The 14,725-nt window shown below is 66.7% G+C and carries 12 protein-coding genes; 2 read left to right on the top strand and 10 right to left on the bottom strand.

All coding sequences use genetic code 11. The features are described from left to right. Positions 1-5: 5 nt before the first annotated feature. From AA0Z93_RS06345 to tssA, 10 genes are all read right to left on the bottom strand, one after another. Entirely contained in the window at positions 6-440 is a 435-nt protein-coding gene (locus AA0Z93_RS06345; protein ID WP_413045903.1) for a DcrB-related protein, read from the bottom strand. Positions 441-450: 10 nt separating this feature from the next. Continuing rightward, positions 451-2,388, bottom strand: coding sequence for a type VI secretion system tip protein VgrG (locus AA0Z93_RS06340; RefSeq protein WP_413045904.1), 1,938 nt, complete (start codon positions 2,386-2,388; stop codon positions 451-453). 27 nt (positions 2,389-2,415) lie between these two features. Beyond that, on the bottom strand, positions 2,416-5,073 hold the full coding sequence (tssH, locus tag AA0Z93_RS06335; protein ID WP_413045905.1) for a type VI secretion system ATPase TssH: 2,658 nt from the start codon (positions 5,071-5,073) through the stop codon (positions 2,416-2,418). Continuing rightward, positions 5,066-6,154, bottom strand: coding sequence for a type VI secretion system baseplate subunit TssG (tssG, locus tag AA0Z93_RS06330; protein WP_413048335.1), 1,089 nt, complete (start codon positions 6,152-6,154; stop codon positions 5,066-5,068). The genes tssH and tssG overlap by 8 nt, the downstream gene beginning before the upstream one ends. Then, entirely contained in the window at positions 6,118-7,980 is a 1,863-nt protein-coding gene (gene tssF, locus AA0Z93_RS06325) for a type VI secretion system baseplate subunit TssF (RefSeq protein ID WP_413045906.1), read from the bottom strand. The genes tssG and tssF overlap by 37 nt, the downstream gene beginning before the upstream one ends. Further along, entirely contained in the window at positions 7,977-8,492 is a 516-nt protein-coding gene (gene tssE / locus AA0Z93_RS06320; RefSeq protein WP_413045907.1) for a type VI secretion system baseplate subunit TssE, read from the bottom strand. The genes tssF and tssE overlap by 4 nt, the downstream gene beginning before the upstream one ends. A gap of 108 nt (positions 8,493-8,600) precedes the next feature. Further along, entirely contained in the window at positions 8,601-9,089 is a 489-nt protein-coding gene (locus AA0Z93_RS06315; RefSeq protein ID WP_413045908.1) for an Hcp family type VI secretion system effector, read from the bottom strand. A gap of 72 nt (positions 9,090-9,161) precedes the next feature. Continuing rightward, positions 9,162-10,655 carry a type VI secretion system contractile sheath large subunit gene (tssC, locus tag AA0Z93_RS06310; RefSeq protein WP_413045909.1) on the bottom strand — a complete coding sequence of 498 codons (1,494 nt, stop codon included), beginning with the start codon at positions 10,653-10,655 and terminating at the stop codon, positions 9,162-9,164. Between the two features lie 11 nt (positions 10,656-10,666). After that, the gene (gene tssB / locus AA0Z93_RS06305) at positions 10,667-11,182 is read right to left on the bottom strand and encodes a type VI secretion system contractile sheath small subunit (protein ID WP_296266614.1); all 516 of its coding nucleotides are present in this window, start codon (positions 11,180-11,182) and stop codon (positions 10,667-10,669) included. Positions 11,183-11,253: 71 nt separating this feature from the next. Next, entirely contained in the window at positions 11,254-12,279 is a 1,026-nt protein-coding gene (gene tssA, locus AA0Z93_RS06300; RefSeq protein WP_413045910.1) for a type VI secretion system protein TssA, read from the bottom strand. Positions 12,280-12,664: 385 nt separating this feature from the next. On the opposite strand from tssA, the gene tagH reads away from it, so the two are divergent. Next, positions 12,665-14,173, top strand: a complete 1,509-nt coding sequence (gene tagH / locus AA0Z93_RS06295) for a type VI secretion system-associated FHA domain protein TagH (RefSeq protein WP_413045911.1) — start codon at positions 12,665-12,667, stop codon at positions 14,171-14,173. A 47-nt stretch (positions 14,174-14,220) separates the two neighbouring features. Further along, a complete protein-coding gene (tssJ, locus tag AA0Z93_RS06290; RefSeq protein WP_413048336.1) occupies positions 14,221-14,712 on the top strand; it encodes a type VI secretion system lipoprotein TssJ in 492 nt (163 codons plus the stop codon). The last annotated feature ends 13 nt before the right edge of the window (positions 14,713-14,725 follow it).

The following is a 14,725-nucleotide window of genomic DNA, read 5'->3' as shown; positions in this document are numbered from 1 at the left end:
GCTCGTCAGCTCAGATTGTCGAAGTCGAGCGAACGCTTGATCTGCGCCCAATGCGCGGCCTCGACGTCGCCCAACGGCTGGGCCTTGACGTAGCTCAAGGCGAACAACTTGCGCGTGCCGGGCAGCAGCAAGGCCAGCTGGTACTGGTAGACCTTGTCCGTACCCTTGCTGAACTGGCTGCCCAGTTCCAGGGCGTCGACGTCCTGGGCCTGGCCGACCTTGATTGCGGTGACGGGCTGCAAGCGCAGGTCCTTGACCTGTTGCTGCAGGCGCTGCAACTGGCCGTCGAAATTGCTTTGCAGGGTTTCGTCCTCGCCCAGCAGGCTGCGGCTGACGATCAACGATGTGCCCAGGGCGTCGAAACGCAGGATGTTGATGCTGGTGTCATGGCACGTGGCATCGGGCAGGTCGAAGCGGAACTCGTTGAGGCGGTAGGTCATGGGGGTCTCGTCACTGGCCGCTATCGGGGAACAAGCCCTTGACCGCGGCTTCGATGTCTTTCTGGACGCCCTGGCCTTCGGCGCTGGTCTGCGCTTCGCCGCCGAGGTTGAGGTCCAGGGTGCCGCCGGTATTGATCTCGGCGTCCTGCTTGGCATGGAAGCTGAACTGCTCGCAACTGATGTTGATCTGCCCGCTGGCGTTGAGCTCGATGACGCTCTTGCCGCACACCAGGCGCAGCACGTTGCCGACTTCCAGCAGGTAGCTGACGCCGACGCTGTCGGACTTGCTCGCACCGACCAGCGTCACGTCGTCGAAACGCACCGCGCGCAGGCGGCTGGCGCCGATGGTGATCTGCTCCATCTGGCCCACCGACTGGGTGCGGTTGGCGCCCACCGACAGGGTTTCGTTCTGCTCCACCACGCTGTCCATGTTGCGTTCGGCATGCACGTACAGCTGCTCTTCGCCCTTTTTGTCTTCCATGCGGATTTCGTTGAAGTTGGCCGGCGAACCGCCTTTGCTCGAACGGCTCTTCATGCCGCTCTGGGTGGCGCTGCCGGGCAGGTCGTAGGGCACGGTCTGCTCGGCGTTGTACACCCGGCCGGTGACGATCGGCCGGTCGGGGTCGCCCTCGAGGAAGCTGACGATCACCTCCTGGCCGATGCGCGGAATCTGCATCGAGCCCCAGTTCTTGCCGGCCCAGGCCTGCGAGACGCGAATCCAGCACGAACTGTTCTCGTTCGACTGGTCGTGGCGGTCCCAATAGAAGTGCACCTTGATCCGCCCATACTGGTCGGTCCAGATCTCTTCGCCGGCCGGCCCCACCACGATGGCCGTCTGCGGACCGCGTACCTGCGGCCGGTGGGTGCTGGCCAGGGGACGGAAGCTCTGCTGCGCGTCGATGCAGCTGAGGTTGCTGTGGAACTGCGCGCTGCCACTGCCGCCTCCGGTCTCTAGACGCTCCTGGAACACGTGGTAGCGCGCGGCCAGGATCAGGTATTCGCGGTTCTGGTCGGTGCGGGTGAAACCGCTGAGGTTGAACAGGTGGCCGCTGCCCAGGCCGCGGGCGTTGCCGCTGAGTTCGACCCGTTCGTGCTGGGTCTGCAAGGCCTCCAGGCGCGTCCGGGCGTAGTGCTCGCCATGCTCGGCCTGTTCGTATTCGCCGGGGTAGTCGAACAGCGGGTAGTCGCCGGCTTCATGGGGCCGCGGCATGGCCGAGCGCACGTTGATGCGCGCGCTGGGGCGCTGGAAGTCGTAGTCGTTCAGCTCCAGCGAGCCCGACTGGACTTCCTGGGCCAGATACCAGTCGTTGATGTGGTCGCGCTCGCGGTGCTGGCCGTCGGGCGGGAAAAACGGCACCGTTTCGTAGCCCGGCACGCGCTGATGGGCGCCGTAGGCGTCGGCCAGCACCAGCACGTGGCGGTCCTGTTCGTGGCGGAAGAAGTAGTAGATGCCTTCTTCTTCGAGCAGACGGCTGACGAAGTCGAAGCTGGTCTCGCGGTACTGCACGCAGTACTCGCGCTCGCGGTAGCTGCGGCTCAGTTGCTCTTCGAAGTCCGAAAAGCCGAGGTCGCGAAACACCTGTTTGACGATGGTCGGGACGCTCTGCTTCTGGAAGATGCGGCAGTCGCTGGTGCGCGTGAGCAGCCACAGCCAGGGGCGCAGGGTAACGCGGTAGCTGGCGAACTGGCCACGGTCGACCGACTGGCTGCAACGCGCCACCAGGCCGTGGAAGTAGCGCTGCGCGCCCACGCCCAACTGCACGCTCAGGCACATGGGTTTGCCGAGCAGTTGGTTGAGGTCGATGGCCGGGTCGTCGCTGGTCAGTTGCAGCTCGAACTCGAACAGCCGGCCCAGCTCTTCGCTGCCGGTCATCTCGGCGAGGATCAGCGCATTGGCTCCCAGGGGGCTGGTGACCTGCGCCAGGCGGGTGATTTGCGTGAACAGCATGTCAGGTCCTGTCAGGCGGCACGGAAATCACAGTGCACGGAAATCATAGTGCAGCGCGTTGTCGCGGCAGCCGATGTGCACGTTGCCCAGCGGATGGCCGTCGAGCAGGCGCGTGAGGAATTCGCGGCTCATGTCCGGCAGCAGGCCGTTGGTGAGGATGGCGTCGATCATCCGGCCGCCGCTTTCGGTTTCGCTGCAGCGCGAGACGATCAGATCGACCACGGCCTCGTCGTAGCTGAGCGCCACCTTGTGCGTGTGCTCGACCCGTGCGCGGATACGTTCGAGCTGCAGGCGGGTGATGGCCTTGAGCATGGCGTCGCTGAGCGGGTAGTAGGGGATGGTCACGAGGCGGCCGAGCAAGGCGGGCGGGAAGATCTCCAACAGCGGGCCGCGCAGCTGGCGCGCCACGCTGTCGGGGTCGGGCAGGGCGGCCGGGTCCTTGCACAGCTGGGCGAGCAAATCGGTGCCGGCGTTGGTGGTGAGCAGGATCAGCGTGTTGCGGAAATCGATCTGGCGGCCTTCACCGTCTTCCATCACGCCCTTGTCGAACACCTGGAAGAACAGCTCGTGCACGTCGGGGTGGGCCTTTTCCACTTCGTCGAGCAGCACCACGCTGTACGGACGCCGGCGTACCGCTTCGGTCAGCACTCCGCCTTGGCCGTAACCCACATAGCCGGGCGGCGCGCCTTTGAGGGTGGAGACGGTGTGCGGTTCCTGGAATTCGCTCATGTTGATGGTGATCAGGTTCTGCTCGCCACCGTACAGCGCTTCGGCCAGGGCCAGGGCAGTCTCGGTCTTGCCCACCCCGGAGGTGCCGGCGAGCATGAACACGCCGATGGGCTTGTTGGGGTTGTCGAGCCCGGCGCGCGAGGTCTGGATGCGCTTGGCGATCATTTGCAGGGCATGGTCCTGGCCGATGATGCGCTGGGCCAGGTGGCGGTCGAGGTTGAGCACGGTCTCGATCTCGTTACGCGCCATGCGCCCCACCGGGATGCCGGTCCAGTCGGCCACCACCGAGGCCACGGCCTGGTAGTCGACGGTGGGCAGAATCAGCGGCGTTTCGCCTTGCAGCGCGCTCAGGCGCCGTTGCAGATCGGTCAGGGTGTCGCGCAGGGCGTCGTCGGCCTGCTCGACCTCGCCGCAACGCTCGCGCAGTTGGGCGCGGATGGCGAGCAGCTGCTCGACCAGGGCTTTCTCGTCGGCCCAGCGCTGTTCCAGCTGCTGCAGACGCGATCGCTCATCGGCCAGGGCCTGTTCGGTGTGCGCCTGGCGCTGGCCGATGGCGACGCCGATGCTGTGTTCGCGGGCGATGATCTGCGACTCCACCTGCAAGGCTTCGATGCGGCGGCGACTGTCGTCGACCTCGGCCGGCACTGCGTGCAGGCTGATGGCCACACGGGCGCAGGCGGTGTCGAGCAGGCTGACCGACTTGTCGGGCAACTGGCGCGCCGGAATGTAGCGGTGCGACAGCTTGACCGCCGCTTCCAGCGCCTCGTCGAGGATCTGCACCTGGTGATGCCGTTCCATGGTCGAAGCCACCCCGCGCATCATCAGCAACGCCTTGGCTTCGCTCGGCTCGGCCACTTGCACCACCTGGAAGCGGCGGGTCAGGGCTGGGTCCTTCTCGATGTGCTGCTTGTATTCGGCCCAGGTCGTGGCGGCCACCGTACGCAGGCTGCCACGTGCCAGGGCCGGCTTGAGCAGGTTGGCGGCATCGCCCGTGCCGGCCGCGCCGCCGGCGCCGACCAAGGTATGGGCTTCGTCGATGAACAGGATGATCGGCTTGGGCGAGGCTTGCACATCCTCGATCACCTGGCGCAGGCGCTGTTCGAATTCGCCCTTCATGCTGGCTCCGGCCTGCAACAGACCGACGTCCAGGCTGCGCAGCTCGACGTCCTTGAGCGCCGGTGGCACATCGCCGGCGACGATGCGCAGGGCGAAACCTTCCACCACGGCGGTCTTGCCCACGCCAGCCTCGCCGGTGAGGATCGGGTTGTTCTGCCGGCGACGCATGAGAATGTCGACCAGTTGGCGAATTTCCTCGTCGCGCCCGACGATGGGGTCGAGCTTGCCGCTGCGCGCCTGTTCGGTCAGATCGACCGTATAGCGCTGCAAGGCCTCCTGCTTGCCCAGTGCGGCCGGAGCCACGGCGCCGCTGGCTTCGCCCGGCGCGCCGGCGCTGAAGCCGTCGCTGGCGGCCAAGTTGTTTTCCGGCGAGTCGCCCACGTACTCGGCGAAGCGCTCGCTCAGGGCCTCGACCTTGAGCTTGGCGAACTCGCCGGAGAGGCCCAGCAGGGCATTGCGCAGGCTGGGCGTCTTCAGCACGCCGAGCAGCAGGTAGCCGCTGCGCACCTGGCTTTCGCCGAACATCAGGCTGCCGTACACCCAGCCACGCTCGACCGCTTCTTCGACCTGCGAGGACAGGTCGGTGATGGAGGTCGAGCCGCGCGGCAGGCGGTCCAGTGCGGCGGTGAGGTCGGCGGCCAGGCGCGCCGGCTCGAGGTCGAACTGGCGGATCAGCCGGTGCAGGTCGCTGTCTTGCAGTTGCAGCAGTTGGTGCAGCCAATGCACCAGCTCCACATAGGGGTTGCCGCGCAGCTTGCAGAACACCGTGGCGGCCTCGATGGCCTTGTAGGCGAGCGGGTTGAGTTTGCCGAACAGCGCGGCGCGACTGATTTCACCCATGGTGTGGACTCCTTGTGTCGGGGACGGGCAGCGTGGCGTAGTGGTGGGCAAGCTTGAGGTCGCTGGCGTCGCGGCGGACCTCGCCGAGCCAGGTGTCGAAACCCAGGCGCCGACCGCTGCCCAATCGCAGCGCCGGCACCTGTTCACGTTGCAGAGTCAGCTCGACGTCCCAGTCCAGTTCCTGGCCGACATACTCGGCGACCCAGGCCACCAGCTCGACGAAGGCCCGGCCGCCGGGCAGCAGCGCGTGGTACTGGGCCAGGGTCAGCGGGCCGAGGCACAGGCGGAACTTGTGCTGGCGGTCCCACACGTGGCGGCCCAGGCACAGATCGGCGCCCAGGCGGCTGGCGCGCACACCGAGCTGGCTGCGTTCGGGCAGCGCCAGCCATTGGCCGACGTACTCCTCCAGGCGCACCGGCACGCCGAAGTAGTTCGACAGGATGCCGCACAGGCCGTCGGGGTAGCGCGTCTGCGCGGCCAGGTGCCCGGAATAGTGCAGCTTTGCGGTATCCGGCAGCGGCCCCTGGCCTTGCAGCGCAGGTTGCCCGCGACCGCTCAGAGCGGCCAGGCGCGTGGCCCAATAGTCGTCTTCGGGGCGGTCGTGGCTGACGGTCGGCCGGGCCTCGGCCCAGGCGCGGTAGAACAGGCTCAGCAGGCGGTGATGGAACACGTCCATGAAGGCCTTGCTGGTGGCGTCTGCATGGTTGCGCTGGCGCTCGCGGGCGTACTCGGTAAGGTGCAGCGGCAGCGGGCCGTTGGGGCCGCCGAGGCCGAAAAAGAACTGTTCCAGGCGTGCCGGCGCATGTTCGCCGGCGGTCGTTACCGCGGCGGGCGTCACCGCGGCCAGGGTGGCCGGGGCGAAGGCGCAGTCCAGGCGCTGCCCGAGGCGCACCGGCTCGTCGGCCAGGCGCCGCGAATGGCCGAAGCGCGGCAGGTGGCGGTGCTCGTTCTCAAGGCGGCGCAGGGCCTGGAAGAAATCGTACTGCCAGGGCTCGGCCTGCATGGCCTCCAACGTGCCCGCCGCATCACGCTCGGCTTGGCCGCTCACAGGGTGGGCCTGCGGCCGGGCTTGGCCGTCCAGCGCATGATCTCGCCGCGCTCGGTGGTGCGCAGCACGGTTTCGGTGAAGCTGTTGATCGACACGTAGCGGGTCAGGAAACGCTCGAACACCGCACCCAGCAGGAACACGCCGGTGCCGCGGAAGGCGTTCTCGTCGAAGGTCAGGACGATCTCCAGGCCGCGGCCGAAGACGATCGGCCCGGGCATCGGCAGGCGCCGCGTGCAGGGCGTGCAGCTGACTTCGCGCAGGCCTTCGATCTGCAATTGCAGCGCGCTGTCCTGGCTGTCGCCGTACAGGCGCAGCAGTTCGCGCAGCGCCGCCGCGCCCTGGCCCTGCTCGGTCAGCGACAGGTAGTTGAGCGACAGCTGGCTGATCAGGCGCCAGGCACGGTTGTCGTGGGCATGGCTGGCCCGCGGCCGGCTGGGCCCGGCCAGGCAGCGGATGGCGCTGACCGGCGCGCTGTCGGCCAGGCTGAAGTCGCTGCGCGCATCGCCCACGGCCATGAACAGCGGCAGGTCGCGGTTGCTGCACAGCGCGCTCAGGCCCAGTTGGCGCAGGTCGTGCCGGTAGGGCGCCTGCTGGCCATCGACCAGGCTGATGAAGGTTTCACTGCCCACGTAACTGGAGCGTGTGCCGTTGCGCCGTTGCTCGCTCGACAGCACCCGCGGCTCGCGGCGCACCACGTAATAGGCCTGGTCGCGGCCGTAGCGCGACGGGTCGCGCACGGCATAGAAGGGCAGGAACGGTTGCTGCGGGCCGGTGCCGTGGCCGGTGACCTCTTGCAGAGAATGGATCTCGAAGTCCACCGGCCGGGTACGGTCGGCGACCACGTGGTGTTCGTTGACCTTGTCGCTCAGGTGGATGCGGTCCAGGCGCCGTGGGAAGAGGTTGATCGCCGGGGTGCAGAAGGGTACGAACTGCTGGCTGCCGACGCCGCTTTCCAGGCTGGCGTCGAAGCGCTCGAACAGCACCAGCACTTCCAGCTCATGGCCGTCGCAGCGCTGCACGGCGGCGCCAAGGCCGGCGAAGTCGACGAACAGGAAACGCTGCGGCAGGGCGAAGTATTCCTGCAACAGCCGGTAACCCTGGAACGCCTGCGGCACCACCGGCAGCGCCGCTTCGCGGTCGTCGAAGCCACACGGGCGCAGGGCCTGTTGCGGGTCGAGACGTTCCACCCAATCGGCGCCCGGCTGACGCACGAACACCGCGCAGGCGGTGCCCAGCAGTTGCTCGTAGAGGCGATAGGGGGTCTCGTCGTTGCCGTGCAGGTACAGCGGCAAATGCGTGAGCGGCAGGCTGGCGAACGGCATCTCGGCGCCGCTGCGCAGGGTCAGGCGCAGGCCGGCACGGGCCGTGGGCGCGCTGCTGGCCAGGCGGCCGAGCACCGCGCCGGGGTTGCCGAAATACTGCGCGCGGGCCACTTCCAGCGGCCACAGGGTAACGTCCTGGGTGCTGCGAAACTCGCACGGGGTCTGCGAGTCGCGGCCGAGGTTGGCGCGCAGGGTGCTGCCGCGCGGCAATGGGAAGCCTTCGCCGAGCGAGCCTTCGTTGGGGTCGGTCTGCAACTGCACCACGGTCATCGACGGGGTCGGGGCCAGGTAGTGCGGGTAGGCGATTTCCAGCAGGTTGTGGGTGAAGGTCGGGTACTCGGCGTCGAGCTTGAGCTGCACCCGCGCGGTGAGGTAGGCGAAGCCTTCGAGCAGGCGCTCCACATAAGGATCGGCGCAGTCGATGCCCGACAGGGTCAGGCGCCCGGCGATCTTGGGGTATTCCTTGGCGAACTCTGCCGCGCCTTCGCGGATGTGCTGCAACTCCTGGTTGTACAGCTCCAGCAGACGTGGGTTCATGCGCGCCTCCTGCGCAGCAGCGGCGCCACGCGGACCTGACCCGACTCCAGGTCGAGGTCGGTCTGCAACAGCAAAGGCAGGGCGGCGGGTTGCGCCCACAGGTCGCCTTCGATTTCGAAGCTCAGGGCGTTGGCGTTCATCTCGCCGGGCGCGGCCTGGGCGCGCACGCGCAGGGTATGGGCGAGGATGCGCGGTTCGTAGGTGACGATGGCCTGGTGGATGATCTGTTCCAGCAGGCCGATGTCGATGCTCGAGGCACTGTTGCCGGCCAGTGCCGGCAGGCCGTAGTTGAGCACCGAGGCGCCTGCGGGCGTGCCGAGGGTGGTGTCGGCGTCGAGCAGGGCGGTGGTGTTGAGCAGCCAGGTCAGGTCGCGCAGCACCGACGCCTTGAGTTGCTGCAGCGACAGCACGCGCTTGTCGGGAGCTTCCTGCGGATTGCCGGGGTCGTCGTCGGTCAGACGATCGAGCAGCGAGGGTTGCAGGCGGTCACGCGCGGCGAGGTCGGTGAGCACGGAGGAAGTCCTTTGGCGAGGCGGCGGTGTGCGTGGGGGCCTTGGCGGGTGGATCGGAGCGCCGGCTGCCCGCGCCTACGCAGGCGGGGCGACCGGCGAAACGGAAGGTCAGATCTTCACGTTCTGGCGTACGTTCCAGCCGTACTTGATCGCGCCGCCGTCTTTGCTGCCATCGGCTTTCTGTGGCTGGTAGTCGACCGTGACCTTGGCGAAGTTCAGGCTGATGTTCTCGGTCAGACGATCGTCGCCGCCCGAACCGCCAGTGCTCAGCGAGCTGATCAGCACTTCTTCGAGGTTGATGACCAGGTATTCGACCTGGCTTTCGCCGCCCGCCTTGCGCACGGTCAGCTTGACCTTGTCGATGTGCTTGCCGCTTGAGCAGTGCGCCATCAGGTTGGGGCTGGACTTGTCGACGTACTTGGTCAGCGACAGGTCCTGGATGTTCACCTTGCCGGCACCGCCGCCGCCGCCCAAGTGCATGTTGCCGGACTGGGCCATGCCCCAGTGCCAGTTCAGCACGTCGATCTCGTCCTTGTGGGTCTTGTCCATGGACTCGCCCTTGATGTCACCGATCTTGATGAAAATGTCTACTGCCATGATGTCTCCAGCGTTTCGTCTCGGGGTGCATTAGGCCGGTGCGGATGTGGCCGCGCCGGCCGGGGGGATGCCTCAGGCGCCCTTGGCCGAAGGCAGCTTCGATACCAGGCGCAGCGACACGGTCAGCCCTTCGAGCTGGTAGTGCGGGCGCAGGTAGAAGCGCGAGTTGTAGTAACCGGGGTTGTTCTCGACGTCCTCGACCACGACCTCGGCGGCGGCCAGCGGGTGCTGGGCCTTGGTGGTTTCGGTGGAGTGCGCCGGATCGCCGTCGACGTAGTTGAGGATCCAGTCCTGCAGCCAGCGCTGCATCTCGTCCTTTTCCTTGAAAGAGCCGACTTTGTCGCGAACGATGCACTTGAGGTAGTGGGCGAAGCGGCAGGTGGCGAACAGGTACGGCAGGCGCGCCGCCAGATTGGCGTTGGCAGTGGCGTCGGCATCGTCGTATTCGGCGGGCTTTTGCAACGACTGCGCACCGATGAACGCGGCGAAATCGGTGTTCTTCTTGTGCAGCAGCGGCATGAAGCCGTTCTTCGCCAGCTCCGCCTCGCGACGGTCGGAAATGGCGATTTCGGTTGGGCACTTCATGTCCACGCCACCGTCATCGGTGGGGAAGGTGTGCGCCGGCAGGCCCTGCACTTCACCACCCGATTCCACGCCGCGGATGCGCGAGCACCAGCCGTAGTGCTTGAACGAGCGGTTGATGTTGACGGCCATGGCGTAGGCGGCGTTGGCCCAGGTGTACTTGCTGCTGTCGGCGCCGTCGGTGTCTTCCTCGAAATCGAAGGCCTCAACCGGATCGGTCTTGGCGCCGTAGGGCAGACGGGCGAGGAAACGCGGCATGGTCAGGCCGATGTAGCGGGCGTCTTCCGATTCGCGCAGCGAACGCCAGCCGGCGTACTCGGGGGTGGTGAAGATCTTGCTGAGGTCGCGCGGGTTGGACAGCTCCTGCCACGAACCCATGCCCAGCACGGTCGGCGCGGCGGCCGAGATGAACGGCGCGTGCATCGAGGCGCAGACCTTGGCCATCTCACCGAGCAGTTCGACGTCGGGCGGCGACTGGTCGAAGTAGTAGTCGCCCACCAGGCAGCCATAGGGTTCGCCGCCGAACTGGCCGTACTCTTCCTCGTAGAGCTTCTTGAACACCGGACTCTGGTCCCAGGCGGTGCCCTTGAATTTCTTCAGGGTGCGGTGCAGGTCTTTCTTCGACACATTGAGCACGCGAATCTTCAGCTGCTCGTCGCTCTCGGTGTTGTTGACCAGGTAGTGCAGGCCGCGCCAGGCGCTTTCCAGCTGCTGGAAGTCGGGGTGGTGGATGACCTGGTTGACCTGGGCAGTGAGCTTGGCGTCGATGGCAGCGATGATCTGTTCGATCGAACCGATGGCATCGTCCGAGACCAGGTTGGTCTGCGCCAGGGCCTGCTCGGCGAGGGTGCGCACGGCGCTCTCGACGGCTTCCTTGGCGCGTTCGGTCTTGGGCTTGAACTCCTGCAGCAACAAGGCTGCGAAGTCGCTGGTCTGTTCGGTGCTGGCCGGCTGGGCCTGGTTGTCGCGCTGGGCGTCGTTCATGGCGGGGCTCCTCAGGCCTTGGGCTCGGTGTCAGCGGGCTTGGGCGCGCTGGCCAGGGCCTGCAGCAGGGCAGGGTCCTTGATGGCTTTGAGAATGATGTCTTCGGCACCGGTCTTGCCGTCCATGTAGGTCAGCAGGTTGGCCAGTTGGGTGCGTGCCTCGAGCAGTTGGTTCAGCGCGTCGACCTTGCGCGCCACGGCGGCGGGGCTGAAGTCGTCCATGCTTTCGAAGGTCAGGTCCAGGCTCAGGTTGCCTTCGCCGGTCAGCGCGTTCGGCACGTTGAAGGCCACCCGCGGCTGCATGGCCTTGAGGCGCGCGTCGAAGTTGTCGACGTCGATCTCCAGGAACTTGCGCTCCTCGATCGCCGGCAGCGGCTCGGCCGGCTTGCCAGCGAGGTCGGCCAGCACGCCCATGACGAACGGCAGCTGGACCTTCTTCTCGGCGCCGTACAGTTCGACGTCGTATTCGATCTGCACCCGCGGCGCACGGTTGCGCGCAATGAACTTCTGGGAGCTGTCTTTCGCCACGTTGTTCCTCCTGGTCGCCTTCGAGGCGGTGTGGTGTGGGTGCGGGCGTTACGCAATGGGGTTGGCTGGTATTAGTCGGGCTCGGGGCCACGAAGGTTCTCGAACTGCGACAGGCCATCGGGGATCAGGTCGCGCACGATGGTGGCGAAGTCGGCGTCCACCAGGTTCTGCGCGCGGCGCAACAGCACCGGCAGGGGGCTGGAGGGCTCGTGGCGGGCGTAGTACTGCAGCAGCTTGTCGAGGCTGGCGCGCACGTCCTGGCGGCTGTTGATCTCGCCGGCGCGGGCGGCGGGGCGGGCAGCGGCCGGGGCATCGGCGCCAGGCGCGTCGGCCGCTTGGACGGCGGCCGGAGCGTGGTCGGGGCCGGGGGCATCGAGGTTGGCGTAGTCGAGCAGCACCTGGCGGCCTTGGCGCAGCAACTGGCTGAGCGGGGTAAGGTCGACGCCGCTGGCCGAACCGACCTGCTCGTTGACCCGTTGCTCGATGGCCTCGCAGGCGTTCAGGGCCGTATCCAGGGCATCGCGGGTCTGCGCCAGCAGGGCCGGGTCGGTGTCGCGCAGGGCGGCGCTCAGTTCCTCGACGCTCAGAGGCGCTTGCGCCCCGGCCTGGAAACCGGCGGCCTGTACGGCGCCACGCAAGCTGACCTGGCCGAAGGTGCGCGAACGGGCCAGCACGGCGTCGCGCAGCAGGCTCAGGGTGTTGTCGCTGGTCAGGCCGGCCAGCGCATTGATGCGCACGGTGGGATCGTTGCTGTCGTCGGCATCGAGCTGCGGATGCAGGTGCAGCCAGTAGTCGGCGAGCAGTGCGCGGATCAGTTCCAGGCCGGCGGCCAGTCCCGGCACGCCGTGCAGGGCCAGGCGCGCTTGGGTCAGGAAGTGGGTGATGCGCAGGTCTTTGCTGCGTTCGAGCAGCGCCTGGCAGGCTTGCTCGATCTGGCGCCAGTCGGGCGGTTCGGCAGGCTGCACGGCATCGCCCATGACGCGCTCGGGGCGGCCTTGCGCATCCCGCTCGAGCTGAAGGAATTGTGCGTCGTATTCGAGGTCTGTTCCGCACGGGAAGTCATCGGAAACAGGCGCCAAGAGCTGCGAGTTATTCACCGAAGAACGCCGTCCTTGTCAGTTCGTGATGAAGGTTTTTGAAGTGCTAGATGGATTTTTTGTGAACGTGTGCGCAGTTCGATTAATTAAAGCAAAATGATATCCAAGTGATATCATGCCGCGGTGGTGAAGTTGCGCATTTATGGTTTATTTCGTAAATGCTGTCAAGGTAAGCTAGCGCGGCCCGACGCGCCTTTAAAAATTGCGTAACGCTTTTGGGGCATTACCGGGGGCGGTGTCACAGGTTAGTTTCAGCGCCGTACTCATTGATGTCACTCGCTAACCTTTAACCGGCTGGTTAAATACCGAGCTAAGTATTTCTTGGCCTTGTAGCTGATTCGCACCCATTGGCGGACGGTATATTGAATCGCATGCAGGAGGCGCGATGGCACTTTGCCTTACCATCACCAGTTACCACAAGATAACCCCGGGACAAACCTCGGAGTTCACGGTGGGCGAGCGTGCTATCACGATCGGCAGAAACTCGGACAACGACTGGGTTTTGCCAGATCCGGAGCGTTTAGTGTCGTCGCGGCATTGCACCATCCAATACCGCGACGGGCGGTATTACTTGACTGATGACAGTACCAACGGCAGCGAACTGGTGAATGCCGGCGTCAAATTGCGACGCGGAAACAGCGAGCCGTTGCAACATGGCGAAGTTATTCGTATCGGTGATTACGAGATACAAGCCAGAATCGATTCAGCGCCGGCTGGCGCGTTGCCGGGACAGGCCGAGCCAGCCAGTTTCGAGGCCCTCATGGCTCATCAGGCAGGGGTCGCTGCGACACCCGCCGCAGCGTTCGCGCCAAGCGCCCGCAGCCATCAGACCTTGCCCGACCTGTTCGACTTCCTCGGCCCTTCCAGCGTGCCCGCGCCTAGCCAACCCGACCATGTGCCGGCCCAGCAGCACGATTTCCGGCCGCCTACGCCGCTCCCTGCGTCTGCGCCGATCGTCGAGCCGCCGGCACCTGTCGTCTCCGCGCCCGGACCGCTTGGTTTGATTCCGGCAGACTGGGATGCGCTGGCACCTGCCGCCGCGCCTGCAATACCTGCGACCGAGCTCGATACTGCACCTGCGCCCATGCCCGACATCGCGCCGCCCGACGTCGCCACGCCGCCCGCATCGGCCACCGCTGGCCCCGAGCCGTGGACGGCACCGACGCCACAGCCGCCGTCCGTCCCCGAAGCGCCGCCCGAGCCAGCGCCGGTCGTCATGTCGAGTCCACAGCCCGAGCCAGCGCCAGCCACCGCGTCGAACCCACAGCCGGCCCCCGTACCGGCCGCGCCGGCCACCGCCAACCCGGACGACCTACTCACCGCCTTCCTGCGCGGCGCAGGCATCGAACACCTGCGCATCGACGCCGCCCAGGCCCAGGCGCAGATGGAAGCGCTGGGCCGCAGCTACCGGCTGATGGTCGAGGGCCTGATCGACGTGCTGCGCGCGCGCAGCAGCCTTAAAGGCGAGTTCCGCCTGCAACAGACCAGCATCGCCCCGGTGCAGAACAACCCGCTGAAGTTCGCCCCCAACGCCGACGAAGCGCTGCTGTTGCTGCTGCGTCACGGCAATGCCGCGTTCATGGCCCCGGACCAGGCAGTGCGCGACAGTTTCGACGACCTGCGCGCCCACCAATTGGCGGTCATGGCCGGTATGCAGGCGGCCATCGAGCACCTGCTGGCGCGCTTCGAGCCCGGCCAGTTGGAAGCACGCCTGGCCCCGCCCTCGGGCCTGGCCAAGGTCTTCGGCGGCTCGCGCCAGGCCCACTGCTGGCAACAGTTCACCGCGCTGTACGAGCAGATGTCCCGTGAAGCCGAAGACGATTTCCACGATTTGTTCGGCCGCGAATTCAGTCGCGCCTACGAAGCCCATACCACTCGCCCAGCGCGCGATTGAACGAGCCTGCCGATCAGGATGATCCCCACCCCGTGACCACTACCAAGATGCACCTCACCCGCTGGGCCGCCATTGCGGGCTTGTCGCTGCTCGCCGCGTGCAGCAAGGACGCTTCGCAAGCCGAGGTTACGGCACCCGCCGCGTCCGACGTGAGCCTGTACTTCAGCGCCGCCGCCGGGCTCAACCCCGGCGGCGGTGGCGAGCCGGCCCCGGTGCGCGTGCGCCTGTTCGAGTTGAAGAACGCCGCCGCCTTCGAGCGCGCCGACTATTTCGCCCTGGCCGAGCGCGCCCAGGCCACCCTCGGCGCCGACCTCATCGACCAGGACGAAGTGCTGCTACGCCCCGGCCAGCAAATGCACCTGCGCCGCCCGTTGGACCCGGCCACGCGTCAGGTCGGGCTGGTGGTGGGCTATCGCGAGATCGACCGCGCCCAATGGCGCAGCGTCTTGCCCGTGCCGCCGCGCGATTATCAGATCAGCCTCGATGTGCGCGCCGTGCGCAGCGCCGAAGCCGCCCCCCAACCTGCGCCTGCCCGTTAGGCCACCGGAGCTC

This window comes from Pseudomonas phoenicis (assembly GCF_047302395.1).
Lineage (GTDB): Bacteria > Pseudomonadota > Gammaproteobacteria > Pseudomonadales > Pseudomonadaceae > Aquipseudomonas.
Note: the sequence above shows the minus strand (reverse complement) of the source record. Positions and strands in the feature narration are given on the sequence as shown.